This window comes from Carnobacterium divergens DSM 20623 (genome assembly GCF_000744255.1).
Taxonomy (GTDB): domain Bacteria; phylum Bacillota; class Bacilli; order Lactobacillales; family Carnobacteriaceae; genus Carnobacterium; species Carnobacterium divergens.
On the sequence record NZ_JQLO01000001.1, the window covers coordinates 1,891,220 to 1,906,147 of the forward strand.

General features: G+C 36.4%; 15 protein-coding genes. All 15 read right to left on the reverse strand.

The window, feature by feature from the left end; genetic code table 11:
* Positions 1 to 1,098 (reverse strand): DgaE family pyridoxal phosphate-dependent ammonia lyase, encoded by a 1,098-nt coding sequence (locus BR52_RS09120; protein ID WP_034571773.1) that lies wholly within the window; start codon positions 1,096 to 1,098, stop codon positions 1 to 3.
* 1 nt (position 1,099) lies between these two features.
* Positions 1,100 to 2,212 (reverse strand): amidohydrolase/deacetylase family metallohydrolase, encoded by a 1,113-nt coding sequence (locus BR52_RS09125; protein ID WP_034571774.1) that lies wholly within the window; start codon positions 2,210 to 2,212, stop codon positions 1,100 to 1,102.
* A gap of 8 nt (positions 2,213 to 2,220) precedes the next feature.
* On the reverse strand, positions 2,221 to 3,309 hold the full coding sequence (locus BR52_RS09130; protein ID WP_034571777.1) for a DUF871 domain-containing protein: 1,089 nt from the start codon (positions 3,307 to 3,309) through the stop codon (positions 2,221 to 2,223).
* Positions 3,306 to 3,578, reverse strand: coding sequence for a hypothetical protein (locus BR52_RS09135; RefSeq protein ID WP_034571779.1), 273 nt, complete (start codon positions 3,576 to 3,578; stop codon positions 3,306 to 3,308). The genes BR52_RS09130 and BR52_RS09135 overlap by 4 nt, the downstream gene beginning before the upstream one ends.
* A gap of 54 nt (positions 3,579 to 3,632) precedes the next feature.
* Positions 3,633 to 4,931, reverse strand: coding sequence for a PTS sugar transporter subunit IIC (locus BR52_RS09140; RefSeq protein ID WP_034571781.1), 1,299 nt, complete (start codon positions 4,929 to 4,931; stop codon positions 3,633 to 3,635).
* A 117-nt stretch (positions 4,932 to 5,048) separates the two neighbouring features.
* On the reverse strand, positions 5,049 to 5,705 hold the full coding sequence (locus BR52_RS09145) for a DUF4310 family protein (RefSeq protein ID WP_034571783.1): 657 nt from the start codon (positions 5,703 to 5,705) through the stop codon (positions 5,049 to 5,051).
* Between the two features lie 22 nt (positions 5,706 to 5,727).
* A complete protein-coding gene (locus tag BR52_RS09150) occupies positions 5,728 to 6,510 on the reverse strand; it encodes a DUF4311 domain-containing protein (RefSeq protein ID WP_034571785.1) in 783 nt (260 codons plus the stop codon).
* On the reverse strand, positions 6,511 to 6,885 hold the full coding sequence (locus BR52_RS09155; protein ID WP_034571788.1) for a DUF4312 family protein: 375 nt from the start codon (positions 6,883 to 6,885) through the stop codon (positions 6,511 to 6,513).
* Positions 6,886 to 6,917: 32 nt separating this feature from the next.
* On the reverse strand, positions 6,918 to 7,274 hold the full coding sequence (locus BR52_RS09160; protein ID WP_034571791.1) for a glycine-rich SFCGS family protein: 357 nt from the start codon (positions 7,272 to 7,274) through the stop codon (positions 6,918 to 6,920).
* 40 nt (positions 7,275 to 7,314) lie between these two features.
* On the reverse strand, positions 7,315 to 7,662 hold the full coding sequence (locus tag BR52_RS09165; RefSeq protein ID WP_034571794.1) for a transcriptional regulator: 348 nt from the start codon (positions 7,660 to 7,662) through the stop codon (positions 7,315 to 7,317).
* A gap of 12 nt (positions 7,663 to 7,674) precedes the next feature.
* Positions 7,675 to 9,531, reverse strand: a complete 1,857-nt coding sequence (locus BR52_RS09170) for a BglG family transcription antiterminator (protein WP_034573778.1) — start codon at positions 9,529 to 9,531, stop codon at positions 7,675 to 7,677.
* A 224-nt stretch (positions 9,532 to 9,755) separates the two neighbouring features.
* On the reverse strand, positions 9,756 to 10,460 hold the full coding sequence (locus tag BR52_RS09175; protein WP_034571796.1) for a GntR family transcriptional regulator: 705 nt from the start codon (positions 10,458 to 10,460) through the stop codon (positions 9,756 to 9,758).
* Between the two features lie 196 nt (positions 10,461 to 10,656).
* Positions 10,657 to 11,508: a PRD domain-containing protein gene (locus tag BR52_RS09180; RefSeq protein WP_034571799.1), complete on the reverse strand. Its 852-nt coding sequence runs from the start codon at positions 11,506 to 11,508 to the stop codon at positions 10,657 to 10,659.
* Between the two features lie 20 nt (positions 11,509 to 11,528).
* The gene (locus BR52_RS09185) at positions 11,529 to 12,995 is read right to left on the reverse strand and encodes a glycoside hydrolase family 1 protein (protein WP_034571803.1); all 1,467 of its coding nucleotides are present in this window, start codon (positions 12,993 to 12,995) and stop codon (positions 11,529 to 11,531) included.
* Positions 12,996 to 13,024: 29 nt separating this feature from the next.
* Positions 13,025 to 14,863: a beta-glucoside-specific PTS transporter subunit IIABC gene (locus BR52_RS09190; RefSeq protein WP_034571806.1), complete on the reverse strand. Its 1,839-nt coding sequence runs from the start codon at positions 14,861 to 14,863 to the stop codon at positions 13,025 to 13,027.
* Positions 14,864 to 14,928 lie beyond the last annotated feature (65 nt).

Below are 14,928 nucleotides of genomic sequence, written 5' to 3' on the forward strand. Positions count from 1 at the left end.
TTATTTTAAAATTTCTGCCAAACGAGTCACGATTTGTTGCATTTCTTTCTCGTTTACAGCACGAATATCAAATTCAATAATGCCATTATTCCCGCGGTATTCTCTTGTATAAATCGCAATCTGGCCTTCTTTTAACTTTTTAATCACTTCTATTGCACTCAGTGGAGCAGAATCTTTAATTTGAACCTTCGCTCGGTAAATCTCACGTCCTGCTCCGTCTTGTTCCACGCTGGCTTGAAGATGAGGCAGTTGATTCAACTCTTTAATAAAAGGTTCTAAACGAGTTCTCATAGATGTTCCTGACTCGCTACCATCTCGTACATATTCTTCAATTGCTGTGGTTAGGCCTAGAATATTTTCTTTTCCAATTTTCATGGCACGACCAATGCCTTTTCCTTGCAGACGAACCCACTCAATAAAGCTCGCTTTTCCAATCACTAGTCCAGAACTTGGTCCGCCTAATGCTTTAGCACCGCTATAAATGACTAAATCAGCGCCTGCTTCACGGTATTTCACTAAATCCTCTTCTGCTGCTGCATCCACAATCAGTGGCAACTTATGACGTTTGGCTACAGCTGCCGCCTCGTCAACCGTCAACATACTTTTTTGTACAGTATGATGGCTCTTAATATAGAGAATCGCCGCAGTATTTGGCGTAATCATCATTTCTAAGTGTTCAGCTGAGCACATATTTGCGTAGCCCGCTTCAACGACTTGCCCGCCACCTAATTCAACCATCACTTCTACAGGTGTTCCATAGTCAACATTATGACCTTTCGGTAGAATAATCTCACGTTTAGTAATCTGATTTGTAAACGGATGGTACACATGATACAAATTTCCTTCTCCAATTACTCCAGCTACCGATTGGGCAATTCCTGCTGAAGCTGAAGAAACAACAATTCCATCTTCTGCACCTAGCAAATTCGCAATGTGTTTCCCCGTTTGAATCGTTAAATCCGCCATCTCAAAAAAATGCTGTCCTCCAAATTGTTGCGCTGCAAGAACTTCATCACTAACCTTCGAAACTCCTAAGATGGTCATTTTTCCACTTGCATTAATAACCTCTTTTAGATTGTATTTTTCGTAACTATTCATTTCAGTTTCCTCCTACTGGATAAACTTCGCCATTAACGATTGTGTAGATCGGCTGAATCAATTCATTGGTTTTTCTTGTTCCTCCATTTGAATCTGTTAGCCCTTTTTCACCCGCTACCACATTAAAAATAGTCATATCCGCATCAAAATCAGGCTTCAATTCGCCTTTAGTTGCTAAATGGAAAGCACGGGCTGGATTTGTTGTTACCATCGGCATTAGCTCTTCTAAGGTATATCCTAAAGTGCGCATTTTTTCAAGCGTTGTCGCTAAATCGTAGACTGGACCTGTTTCACGATTTCGATGGTAAATATCGGTACTAACCGTTTGAGGCGTTAGCCCCGCTTCTTTAGCCACTTGAGCTACATGAAAATTAAAGCTATCTGTTCCGTGTCCAATATCAAAAAGAATACCACGACGGTATGCATCCCAAACAAAAGGTTTAATCCGTCCCTCACTGTCTAAAATTCCATTTTCTTTTCCATTGAAACAGTGGGTTAATATATCGCCTTTTTCCATTAAAGCTAACGTTTCATCTAAGGTAGGTGGTGCCGATCCGATGTGTACCATTAAAGGTAAATTTTCATTTTTCTTTTGGATATTTTTAGCTAACTCTAGTGGGACAACATCATTTTCTCCAACTACAGTCTTGCTCATCCTTGCTTTGATTCCCACGATAAAATCAGGATATTGTTGCAACGCTTCGTGAATCAATTCTTCTTTGATTTTTTTCAAATCAGCTAGTTCATCTTGCTCGACAATGCCCCATTTTGAAATATTCACCAGTGCATAGACATTGGTTTTGGACTTTTTCGCTAATTGATAAAAATCTCCAATATTTTCTGCACCAGTTGTTCCTGCGTCGATTACCGTCGTTACGCCTTTGGGAATTCCAATTGCATCGGGTGAATCATAATACAAGGTCATTTTTTCATAGCAATGCACATGGTCATCGATCCAACCAGCAGATACAACGGATTGATGCTTTAAATCTAACACTTTTTTAGCTGTCACCGATAGTTTTTCTGCAACTGCAGTAATTTTCCCAGCTTCAATGGCAACTTCAATTGATTTTCCTGTAACACTCTTTCCATTTTTAATGTATAAATCTACCATGTTGCGCCTCACTTTTCGTTGAATTTAAACTTACTCCATGGATAGATAAAGTCCAACAAGATTTGCTCTTCAGGGATAATGTGTCCAACTAAATTTTTACGCTCATCCTGATGAGGCTCTAAAACCACTTGTAGTTCATTTTTGTATTTGCCAAATTGATCATTGCCAATCACGATGTCGCCTTTTTGGAACATCTGTAAATGATCATGTGGTTTATTTTCATGATTTTTAAATTTTTTGCGTACTTCTGTGGAACGGATCACTTGATCCGTAATATCCCCTCGGCGGTAATGTTGCATTGTTTTAACGATTTCTTTTTCCACAGGATTAACGTCTGCCACAAACTCAATATCAAAGGTCACTTGATAAGGATTTATTTGTGATAAAGCGTTTAATTCATCGTCTGATGCATATGCATTGCCTATAATCACGTCATCAATCCTATTCGTAGCAAATAGATGCTTTGCTTGAACTTCAACGGGAAGAAAACGATGCATTTCGACTGTTGGCAATCCATCATTAATGTCCCAAGGACCCATCTTTCCTACTTGAGAATTTACAAAAGCTGCTGTTCTTAATCCTTGGTTTTTAAAACGTTCGTTGCATTTCATAAAGAAATCAAATGGCAATGCCGTTCCATTTTGTGGATAAAAATTATGACATCCATACAACATTGGTTTATTGGCTTGATAAGTTAAGATGTTATCCAGGTACGCTACATCATTACTCATATTTAATTCAATAATCATTTCATATGGATTGAAAGAAATCATCGCTTCTTTGTTTCCATCAAAACCAACATCTAACCGTAAACCGTCTGCTCCTAGCTGATGGAAAAAGCTTAAATCATCATATGAAATAGCTAGCTCATCAAAAATAGACGGGGCAATATCTAAAATAACTTCGTATCCCAGTTCTTTCGCAAAATGAATAATATGAGTAAATTTAGTTGCAACAGCCTCTTTTCCTTCCGTTACTTCTAACATGCTCATAAAAATTCTTGAAAATCCATAATCTGCTGCTTTTTTTAAATAGGCTTCATCTACTGTTACATCACTATGATCTGGGTATATGGATACACCTAAACGTCTCTTCATATTTTACCGCCTCTTTCCATTTCATTAAATACTTTACGGTATTTGCCAGCAATAATACTTGCCACTAACATGGTCATTGCCACTACTAGTGGAACGGCAATCGATAATAAAACACCCATCACCATGCTTAAAACAATTACAAAAATACCACCTAAAATTAATTTCAGTGCAGAACAATCCATTATTTCTTTAGGGATTTTTTCTTTTTCTACAAGATATTGACACCCGATAAAATAAACGACAAATCCAATAAAATAAATTAGTTGCATTTTTCTCACCAAGGAAGAAAGCCAACGGACTTTCCCCCATTCCTTTTCTTAAATTTAGTTCATTTCAGCTGCTTCTCGTTCACGAGCTAATTGTTGTTTTTCAAAAACTTTAAAGAATGGATAATAGATAGCTAAGGAAATAAAGAAGTTGATAATAACTAAAATTCCCGCCATAATACTCCAGTTCGTACTAATCCAAGCTGCAATCGGTGAAATAACTGTAAATGGCAACCTTGCTGTCATCATCGGGACGACATTGGTCACTGTTAAAATATAAGATAATGTTGTTGTAACTAACGGAGCAAGAATAAATGGCAAACCTAAAATTGGATTCATTACAATGGGTGCACCAAAAATAATCGGTTCATTGATATTGAATAATCCTGGTAAAAGTGACAATTTTCCTAAGCTACGTAAATATTCTGATTTTGAAAAGAGGAATAAAACGACTAACGAAAGCGTCGCTCCTGCTCCACCAATCCAGACAAACCATTGTAAGAATTGTTCTGTAAAGATATTAGGCAATTGATGGGCATTTGTTCCAGCTTGAAAAGCATCCATATTTTCTGCAATTGAAATATCCCAGAAAGGACGAATTACTGGTCCCATAATTGCTGGCCCGTGAATTCCCAAAACCCAGAAGAAAGTAATTAGAAAGACCGTTAAAAGTCCACCAAATAAACTATTCCCAGCTAACACGCCTTTCAAGGGCATCAATATCGTACTTAAGAAGCTACTAATATCAAAACCTAAAACATAACGAATTGTCCAAAAGAACAGAATAATGACTGCTGTTGGCAATAAAGCGACAAATGAATTGGAAACCTCAGGTGGAACACCTTCTGGCATTTTAATGGTAATATTCTTTTCTTTCATAAAGCGATAGATCTCAACTGAAATAATTGATGTTACAATGGCACCAAATAACGATGCCGAGCTTAGCGATGCGATATTAATATAACGACCCGCTTCAATTACTTTATCGACTGGATCTAAGACTTGCGTGGGTACCACAGTGGAAATTAAGAAGGCTAAAACTGCCAGTAATCCACTGGTCATACTATCCATTTTATAGCTTTTGGCTAATGAAGATGAGATCCCAAAGGTAGCATATAAAGACAGGATTCCAACTGTAAATCGAAATGGAACATCTAAAATAGATTTATAAGGTTCAATGATAGCTGCAACGGAATCAATTGGAATATTAAGCAAAATCGTGAAAAATGATCCGACAATTGTTAAGGGTAGCGTTGCAATAATCCCTTTTCTAATCGCCGTCATATGACGTTGTGATCCAATTTTTGTTGCTACTGGTAGTACTTTTGATTCTAATAACTCAACAAGTTTATCCATACGTTCCTCCCAAATAAAGATTATAATGTTTTACAAAAACAATATAACATTATAATCTTTAGATGTAAACGATTTCTTGAATTGTTTTTTAGATTCATCCCTCCCACCTTCTTAAAACTAACTTCCTAAAGCAATAGGGAAAATCGCTCCTAAAATCATGGCTCCTAAAATGGCTCCTCCTGCAATGGGTTTTTTCCAAAGATAAAAAATGACTGAGCCAATTGTTGCACCAATTCCAATTGGAATCGATGCGCCACATGCGCTTAAAATAATCAAAGGACCTAAAAATCGACCTGAGGCATTTCCTGCTCCCATCATGACATCTGCTCCAAAAGTTGAATTTGATTGATTGATAGTAAACTTACGAATCAATACAATAATTCCTCCGGTTGCCAATCCACAAATTAAACCTGTTAATAATGCCAATGCAAAATTTTCAATTGGGGCAACAATTCCCATACTAAGCAAAATCGCTGGCACACCGATTCCAATTCCGGTTAAAATCGCTCCCCCTAGATCTAAGATACCGACTAATGACCCTTCTAATATGCGAGCAAATAAGAAACTAGCACCAAAAGCTGCAGCTGCGCCATAGGAACCTCCATCCATTCCCGCTTTTAACATTGCCACAATTGCGACCTCGTTAAATGCTCCAACGCCGTACACAAAATACATATGTGTTCCGGCAAAAATACCTGCCGCTAAAAGCCCAACAAAGATTGGAAACGACCAATCCGCAAACCAAAAATTTGGTTTTTCAATTCGTTCATTCATCTATTATTCCCACCTTCTTTTATTATTTGCCGATATTAAAGATACCGTGAGTGTTTTCTAACCATTGTGGAATTTGTACTCTAAAGCTTTCTAGCATTTGTAAATCAAAGCCTCTAAAGAAACCACTTAAAATAAAGAGTAAAATAACTGCTACCATCATGCTCTTAGTCACACGATTCCAACCAATTTCATCCACGCCTTTGCCAATTAGAATCCCAAGGACTACGCCTGGTGTTGCATTTCCCATAACCATTGCAGATAAGCCACCGAAAATAGTTCCCCATAAACCAGAACGTTTTCCAGCATCAATTGCAGCTAACCAAAATAGTACTGGCATGACAGTGTTGATTAATAGATTGGCTGCTGGTACTAAAACCGCTACTGCCGTTACTTGTAACGCTTCTGGAATTGCTGAAGCGGTTGTATTTAAGAATGCCACTAAAATCATTCCAATCACGCCGCCAGCAATACTCATTTTTTTAGGATCATGCATTGTTTCTGCTACGTTTTTATTTTTAATCATCAAAGCAGCCGTTGCCCAGTTGGGAATGACACGGTGGGTAATATCTTGCGTAAACGCACCTGCTCCAACAGTTGATGCCCAAGCATTAAAGAAAAAACCTAGTCCAAATGAGAAATGACTCGCTGCATCCCCTTCACAAGCGTTCATCTCACCTAGCGTTCTAAAGGCGCCTAGGCCTTGTGTTGTCGGGGCATGGAACATTCGTGCTGCCCCAGCTCCAGCTGCAAATCCCACCAAGCCTCCGATAAACAATGATTTCAACAAAATAATAATAATCGTCATCTAACTTTCCTCCTTTTGAATCAATTTCTTTTTACGAAAAGGATTGGAGACACCATTTGGATCAGAAATCTTTTTTTGGACAAAGGTTACTTTCTCCATTTCGATTAAGGTTACTTCAATCTCAACATTTAAAACGACCCGGTAAGTAACTCTTGTTCTTGGCAAGAACAGGAATAGAAATTTTTCTGTAAAAGTTTCTTCTTCCGCAACAAGAACCTGAACATCTAACGGTTCAATACGTAGCACAACTTCATTGCTTTCCTTTAATACTTTTGTATGAATGCTATTTAAGGCACTTGCAAAAGCTTGTGTTTTTTCTTTACCAGTTCCCTCTACTCGAATCACCTGTCTTTTTTTGCATCTGACTTCTGACAAATGGATCTCCTCCTCTTGTGTTTTTTATTCTATTAGGATCCAATTTTTTTTAAATACGTTTCAACAATCCGTTTCCCTAATTCTTCTTGGTCCATGAAACCAAAGCCTAAAACAGTTTTTCCATCATTGATTGCCGTGATTCCCTCTTCGACTGAGCGCATGCCATGTCGTTCTGGATAGCCATATTTCGTTGCTGCTGTTAACGCCCCAGCGCCTCCACTGCCACAAAATGAAATACCTAAATCGGCTTTCTCTTGTTGCATCACGTCACCCAAACGCATATCAGCCCCCATTCCTGGTACTACAACAGCTTTTCCTCCTGCTGCTTCTACTCCTTTTGCGACATTTTGTCCTTTTCCTAATCGATCTGCAATGACTACTGTTATCATAATTGTTGCCTCCTAGTATTATTGTTTGTATTTCATTTAGTTAATTCAATTTATTTTGTCTTGCTGTTTCAAAATGAATCGATAAAACATATTTTTCATCAACGGCTAAATTTCCAACTTCTTTTACGACTGCTTGAGAAAGGGCAAGTGCCTCCTTAGAAACCTCGCTAAACATCAACGGATCAACACGCATCATCCTTTCGTTCGTTTGTGAACGACGAATCATTTCACCTAAATGATTCGCTAATACAACCAATTGAACTTCCGTTGGTACAATTTCAAATGTGCGTAATTTTGCTAACGTAAAATCTATTATTTTTCTTGTTGCAACAGAGTCGTGACTTGCTAAAATGATTTCTTCAACCGCTTGTGTCACTTGATTTTCCAAAATCTATTCCTCCTAAATGGTTAGGTATTGTAATAAAGCTGTGATTTCAGCTTTGTTAATTGGCAACTTATTTTTTGCCATAATGCTTTCAATTTCAGCAACTTCTTCTTGATAATTAAGTAATGAATCTGGTGCTACATTGCCTTCATTTTCATATTGCGATTGAAAATAAATTCGATGAACCATCATATAGACATGTAATAAAAAGGCTGCTTCGTACTCTTCTTGGATACGTTGATTAAATAATTTTATTAGTTCCTCATATACCAGAAATCCCATTAAAATTAATTCTCTGCTTTCTTCTTCAATTCCGTTTTGACTTGGTTTTCCTTTACTTGCCAAAAATTTTGTCGTTGTTTTGTTTGGATTTCCTTGTAAAATTCCTTCTACCATTTTACGAATGGTTGCGATATCTGATTTAGTTGGGATGGGATTGACTTTAACGAAGGGCAGTTGTATATCTTCTAATGGAAAAATACTCACAACTAAATCGGGCTCTACTTCTTGAAGGACTTCTTTTACTTTTAAAACAGAAGCAAAGCTAGCAATTTCAACGTTTGGAACTTCTTCCATAATTCGTTGTTGAATGAGACTCGTCACTCCTAAACCGGTAGAACAAATGTAAACGATTCTCACAATCGTCTGATTGATCGTTAATTTTTCAAATGACACGAGAAAATGCAAGGCAATGTACGAAATAAAAGAATCATTAATAATCGATACGGATTTAGAAATTTCTTTTTGACAAGCATCACTAATCGTTTGAAATAAAGAAGGATACCGTTGCTTAATATCTTCTGTAAAGGGATTGTACTCATTTACAAACAAGTATTTTTTATGCAGCTTCAATGATAAATGGGCGAATAAATTGGTAAATAATTGCTGATCTCCATTGAATGCAACCTCTTCTTTTTCGCTGACAAATGCAATCATCTGCCTCGTTAAATCGGCTATATTATGTTCTTCATAAGCCATTAAAACATCACTAAAAATATAAATGTACTCATCTTCCAATATTGGAAATTCATAGGAACTAAAAACTTGTCGCATCAATAAGAATGGCAATTCTTTTTTCTTTTCCAATAGTTCTTGATTGGGCAATATTTTATAGCTTTCAATGGTGTGATTGATATTCATTCTGGCAGTCGCGATGGTTACGCGTAAAATAATCGATAAAATTTCGCTATAATTGAACTGCTCTAACACTTCTTGATTCACGATTTTTGACATTTCAAATAAGGTTACTTGATAGATCTGTTGCATTTGGCTATGAATGGCTAATTTCAACTGATGATTGCTTTCCTCAGTGGGATTGGTGATCACGTTCATAATATTGTAAATATCGTAATCGGTAATTTCTTTTTGAATAATAAATTCTAGCAACAGCCGAATCTGATTTTCTGCTCCTACGATGGTGTAACCAAAATAGTTCTTTCGAATCAATTGCAATTGGTAGCTCATTAAGACCTGTTCTAATTTTTCTAAATCTGCTACAATGGTGCTTTTACTGACTTTTAAATCATCTGCAAGCTGTTGGGTGGTTAAATAAGTTGTTTGCAAACATAGAATCGTAATCATTTGATGTATTCTAATTTCTTGATCTGGATACAATTCATAACGCTCAACTTGCAACAGTTCATTTTTTAATTCGATTCTTTTGGAGTCTGTCACGTCTAGCCAGATTCCTTTGTTTCGCTGTGTGCACAATAAACTGCCTTTCTTTGTAAACCATGTTTTGATTGCGTCTAAATCATACTTGATTGTGCGAATACTCATTTGAAACTGTTCAGCTAATTCTTTGGTTGTAATGGCGTTTTCTAAATCCAATAAGGCTAAAATTATTTTGATTTGTCGTTTTGATAGCTGCATCTTACTCAATCCTTTCTTTTTCAGCACTTTATTGAAACCCTTTACATTTAAAATATATCGGTATCCTAGCTGAAATACAATAGTAGATGATTGCACTTGAATAAGTGCAGTTTTTTTATTTTCTTTTTTTAGCTCTTGCATGACTTTTCTTTTTAAATAAATGAATAACAAAAAAACAGCACTAAGCCGCGGCTTTTTGTGCTGTTTTTCGTCCTTATTAGGGATTAAATTTCATATTCAATCAAATAAGGATACTTGATTGTGTCGTAAAGTGCATAAGAAATTTCAATAATTTCTCCTGTTTGACTATATGAAGTTCGCTTTCGTTTTAATAAGTGGCTTTGATCGGTGGCTAATAAAGTTTTAATTTCTCTACTTACTTCCTCCACTGAAAAGCTATCTTGAAATCGAGCAACCACTTTTTGGTGACTAGCTAACCATTTATACAAAGAGATTTGTTCCATTTGAATCAGATTTTTTTCGTTTCCTAACGTTGGTAAGTAATGTTCAAAGTAAATATAAGGTTCCTCGTCTAAACGATAAAAACGTGTTAATTTAAAGGCTTGTTTGCCAAAAATTTGTGTTAGCTCTGTTTGATCGACGGTTAGTTTCACTTTTTCTACGGCTAAAATTTCTTTGGTTAAATGGTGCCCTGATGCTTCAATCATACTAGAAAATGAGGCTGCTTTAGACAGTTTATTAAATAATCGATCACTTAATACGGTTGTTCCTTTGCCACTTTTCTTTTCCACATAGCCTTCATTCGATAAAATCTCAATAGCTTTACGAACCGTGATTTTACTAACGTTAAAGGTTTGTTCCAACTCATTTTCAGTAGGGATTTGTGTGCCAACAGGATAAACCCCATTTAAAATAGCGGATTTAATATTTTCAGCAACTTCGATATACAGTGGACCTTTTGCTTTCATAGTCTCTCCCTTCATTTTATGTAGTATCTTTAGAATAGGAGAGTCGGTGGCATTAGTCAATAAAAAACTTTATTTCGTTAAAATGTCTTTAACTATTTTGAGCAAGACTAGTTGTCATCGCTATTCTTATCTTCTTTGCTTAAAAAAAACAAGCCTTGACTTCAAATCAAGACTTGTTGAATCATTTAATCAGACACTAGTCATTTTCAATCGCAGAATGATTCATCAAACGATTAAGATGAACACCAAGGTAAACCAATTCATTTTCCGGTATTTGTGTATAGTAGCTTTGATCGATATAATTTTTAACTTTTGTTGCAATTTCCATTGCACCTGGATATAAAGACCACATTTGACGGTACAATTCATCTTCCTTTTCTTGAAGTAGACCATCGGAAAAAAAACGATCAACAAAAAAGCGGACATGGGTGATAAAACGTGTATAATGTACTGAATTTGTATCAATTTCTTGTCGTAGTGAATAGCGGACCATATTAACGATTGTTCCAACCAATTTAGCTTTTTTTAACCCATCTTTGTCCTCGTGGTTGTCGGATTGGGCATTAATTAAATGAAAAGCGATATTTGAAGCTTCTTCAATTGGTAGCTCAATTTGATAGCTCCTTTTCATTTTGTTTAAAGCAATCTCACCAATATGAAGCTCTTTTGGATAGTAATTTTTAATTTCCCAATACAATCGATTCGAAGTATTTAATCCCTTCTCACTACGTTCAACTGCAAAATGCAAGTGGTCGGAAAGGGTTAAATAAATACTTGTATTCAGTGATACAGCTAACTCTTCTTCTGCAATCGAAACAATTTCTTTCGTGATTTCAAAAAATTTCATTGGAATTTCATCAACTAGTTCAGCAAATTGTGAAGATTTCTGCTCTTCTATTGGCAAGAAAATTTGGTCAACTACTGAATCGGAAATAAAATCGCCCCTTTTTTTACCGTAACCGATTCCTTTCCCTAAAGCAATCATTTCTTGTCCTTCTTTTTCCACAAGAACTACACTTGAATTCAATACTTTTTTTACTAAGATCATCCAGATCCTCTCCTTGTCTACTACTCCTCTAAACTTCCACCATTTGTGGCAATAACCTCTTGATACCAATCAAAGGAATCTTTTTTAGAGCGATTGTATGTGCCATTTCCTTCATCATCTGCATCAACATAGATGAATCCGTAACGTTTTGACATTTGAGATGTTCCTGCGCTGACTAAATCAATCGGCGCCCAACTCGTGTATCCTATCAAATCGACCCCCTCATCAATGGCTTCTTTCATTTGTTGAAAATGTGCTTTAAAATAAGCAATTCGATAGGGATCGTGAATATGTCCCTCTTCAATCGTATCAACAGATCCCATTCCGTTTTCTACAATCATCAACGGTAGCTGATAGCGATCGTATAATTCAATCAAGGCAATTTTTAGTCCTTTGGGATCAATTTGCCATCCCCAGTCTGTTGATGGTAGATATGGATTTTTAACACCTAAAACAGTATTACCAGGAGTTCTTTCCGCTTTAGGATCTCCGGACTCCGCCATCGACATATAATAACTGAACGAAAGAAAATCAACCGTATTTTCTCTCAAAATTTGTCGTTCTTCTGGAGTTATTTTAATGTCAATTCCTTTATTTTTTAAAGCAACTTCAATCATTTTAGGATATTCTCCTTTCACTTGAACATCCGTATAAAAATTATTTTCTAAATTTTTCTTTAAAGTAAGTTCAACATCAAGGGGTGCACAAGTTAATGGATAGGTCATTAGTTTAGTCAACATACAGCCTACTTTGTTTTCTTGATTAATTTCATGCGCTATTTTTGTTACTAATGCACTCGCAACAAATTGATGATGCAATGCTTGATAGATTTCTTGCTCTTCTTTTCCAGGTTGACACTTGTCTGGTACAATCCCAGCTGTTGTAAATGGATGACGATGAATACTATCAATTTCATTAAACGTCAACCAGTAATCAACGTATTCACCAAATTCTTCGAAACAAACGGTTGCAAAACGAACAAAATCATCTATCACTCGACGATTAACCCATCCATTGTACTTTAAACTAAGAGATAATGGCATTTCATAGTGGGACAGCGTAACAATTGGTTTGATTCCTAGACGTTGCATCTCTTTAAATACACTACGATAAAAGGCGATTCCTTTTTCGTTTGGCTGTTCTTCTTCACCTGTTGGAAAGAGACGTGTCCACGCGATAGACAAACGTAAAGTTTTAAATCCTAGTTCGCTAAACAATGCCAAATCCTCTTTGTAGCGATGATAAAAGTCAATTCCTCGACGTTTAGGGTACCATTTGTCTGTTTTATCAGCCATCGCTGATTCAATTGTTGAAGTGGAAATATCCATATGAGCTGCATAATCTTTATTATCTACATGTGGTTTGTAACTAGCAATATCTGCTACAGATAAGCCCTTTCCATCAACATTCCAGCCCCCCTCTACTTGATTGGCAGCAATTGCGCCACCCCATAAAAAATTCTTTGGAAATGTGTTTTTAATTTTCATAATATCCTCCTATTTTCACGTTTTTTCTGTTATATAATTGGTACAATGGATAAGACATCCGTCTGGTTCGTAACCATCTCAGATTGATGAGACGTTTTAACCGTGTAGGCTTCCTTATTTGTTACAACACAGACAATCGTTGGATCAAATCCAGCTGATTTAATTTTTTCCAAATTGAATTCAATCAATTTTTGTCCTTTTACGACCTTATCTCCCACTTGTACAAATGCTTCAAATCCTTCTCCGCCTAATTGTACGGTATTTAGACCAATGTGAAATAGAATTTCTGCTCCATTAGTTGTTTTAAATCCTAAAGCATGTTTTGTTTCAAACACCATGGTAATTTCACCGTCTTCTGGTGCAATCAATACATTATCGTCTGGAATGATCGCAAGTCCATCTCCCATTAACCCACTTGAAAAGACATCGTCTTTGACTTCACTCAAAGAAATAATTTGTCCTGCGACTGGACTGATTAGTTTTTCAGCGTCTGCGTTAGAAGCTTCGTTGACCTCATCAGCTTTTTCTAATTCAACCTCATCTTTGTAGCTAACTAGTACAGCTATAAATCCAATTACAAAGGAAATACCTACTGTGACAAATGCCCAAATTAAGTTCATTGGATTTATTTTATCGACAAACATCGTAATGCTAGCTAAACCAGGTCCTACCAATGCAAAAGCTTTAATAGCCATAATTCCTGCAAAACTACCTCCGACTAAACTAGCAAACATCACACTATACAACACACGTTTATTTAAAATCGTTACGCCATATAAAGCTGGTTCTGTAATCCCAAAGAGTGCTGAAATTGCTGCAGATATCGCAGTAGAACGTAGCTTTTGATCTTTTGTTTTAATACTTACAGCAAAACAGGCCCCTGATTCCGCAATGTTATGGGCTAATGAAGCAGGTAAATAAAGGAGTTCCGCTCCAATTTCACTCATTGAAGAAACAGCATATGGAATCATGGCTTTGTGCATACCCGTCACTACCATAAAGGGCAATCCAGCTGCCAATACTCCTGTAGCAACCCACCCCAAGCGAGAATAAAGCCAAATGATTGCTGTAGAAAAAACGGTCCCAACATTATATCCTAATGGTCCTAAAACAAGTAGTGCGACTGGTACTGTAATCAATAAACTCATCATTGGAACAAAGAAAATTCGAATGGGCTTTGGTGAATAGTTGGTAAATAGTTTTTCTACCTGAGCATAAAATAATACCGTTAAAATTGCTGGAAATACTTGAGAAGCATAGGCAATATTCGTTATACCAAAGCCTAAAAAAGTAGCTCCTTCTGTCAATAAAGTAGACAGCTCTGGCAAAATCAGTGCACCTACAGCTGATACGGCAACCAGCTGGTTTACTTTTAATTTATTTGCCGTTGTCATAGCAACCAAAATAGGTAAAAAGTAAAGCGGTGCACCTCCAATTAAGTTAAGAATTTGGTATGTTTGACTTTGATCGCTCATTACTCCAGTAACAGAAGCAAGTAACAATAATGATTTTAAAATACCTCCACCAGCAATGGCTGGAATAAGGGGCTGAAAAATAGAAATAATAAAATCTAATATCACGGCTCCCCATTTTTGTTTTTCAGTTGAACTGCCTGATTCTGATAGTTCTCCTAACAAAGCTTTCATTTCATCGTAAACTTCAACAACATCATTGCCAATAATGACTTGACATTGAACATTTTGACGAACTCCAATGACGCCATCAATTTTTTCAAGTTTTTCAGTTTCTATTTTAGTATTATCTTTTAACGTAAAACGTAATCGAGTCGAGCAATGCTCAAGGTGTGATACATTTTCTTTTCCGCCAATTAGCGATAGAATCGATACAGCAGTTTCTTTATAGTTCATCACAATTTCTCCTTTATAAGTAGTTACGTAGTATTGGCCAAACACTACGCAAAAAAACAGGCAGA

What these genes read in the sequence shown, in the direction of transcription:
- BR52_RS09120 (WP_034571773.1), bottom strand. Translation starts at nt 1,098, where the DNA reads ATGAATAGTTACGAAAAATACAATCTAAAAGAGGTTATTAATGCAAGT.
- BR52_RS09125 (WP_034571774.1), bottom strand. Translation starts at nt 2,212, where the DNA reads ATGGTAGATTTATACATTAAAAATGGAAAGAGTGTTACAGGAAAATCA.
- BR52_RS09130 (WP_034571777.1), bottom strand. Translation starts at nt 3,309, where the DNA reads ATGAAGAGACGTTTAGGTGTATCCATATACCCAGATCATAGTGATGTA.
- BR52_RS09135 (WP_034571779.1), bottom strand. Translation starts at nt 3,578, where the DNA reads ATGCAACTAATTTATTTTATTGGATTTGTCGTTTATTTTATCGGGTGT.
- BR52_RS09140 (WP_034571781.1), bottom strand. Translation starts at nt 4,931, where the DNA reads ATGGATAAACTTGTTGAGTTATTAGAATCAAAAGTACTACCAGTAGCA.
- BR52_RS09145 (WP_034571783.1), bottom strand. Translation starts at nt 5,705, where the DNA reads ATGAATGAACGAATTGAAAAACCAAATTTTTGGTTTGCGGATTGGTCG.
- BR52_RS09150 (WP_034571785.1), bottom strand. Translation starts at nt 6,510, where the DNA reads ATGACGATTATTATTATTTTGTTGAAATCATTGTTTATCGGAGGCTTG.
- BR52_RS09160 (WP_034571791.1), bottom strand. Translation starts at nt 7,274, where the DNA reads ATGATAACAGTAGTCATTGCAGATCGATTAGGAAAAGGACAAAATGTC.
- BR52_RS09170 (WP_034573778.1), bottom strand. Translation starts at nt 9,531, where the DNA reads ATGCAGCTATCAAAACGACAAATCAAAATAATTTTAGCCTTATTGGAT.
- BR52_RS09175 (WP_034571796.1), bottom strand. Translation starts at nt 10,460, where the DNA reads ATGAAAGCAAAAGGTCCACTGTATATCGAAGTTGCTGAAAATATTAAA.
- BR52_RS09180 (WP_034571799.1), bottom strand. Translation starts at nt 11,508, where the DNA reads ATGATCTTAGTAAAAAAAGTATTGAATTCAAGTGTAGTTCTTGTGGAA.
- BR52_RS09185 (WP_034571803.1), bottom strand. Translation starts at nt 12,995, where the DNA reads ATGAAAATTAAAAACACATTTCCAAAGAATTTTTTATGGGGTGGCGCA.
- BR52_RS09190 (WP_034571806.1), bottom strand. Translation starts at nt 14,863, where the DNA reads ATGAACTATAAAGAAACTGCTGTATCGATTCTATCGCTAATTGGCGGA.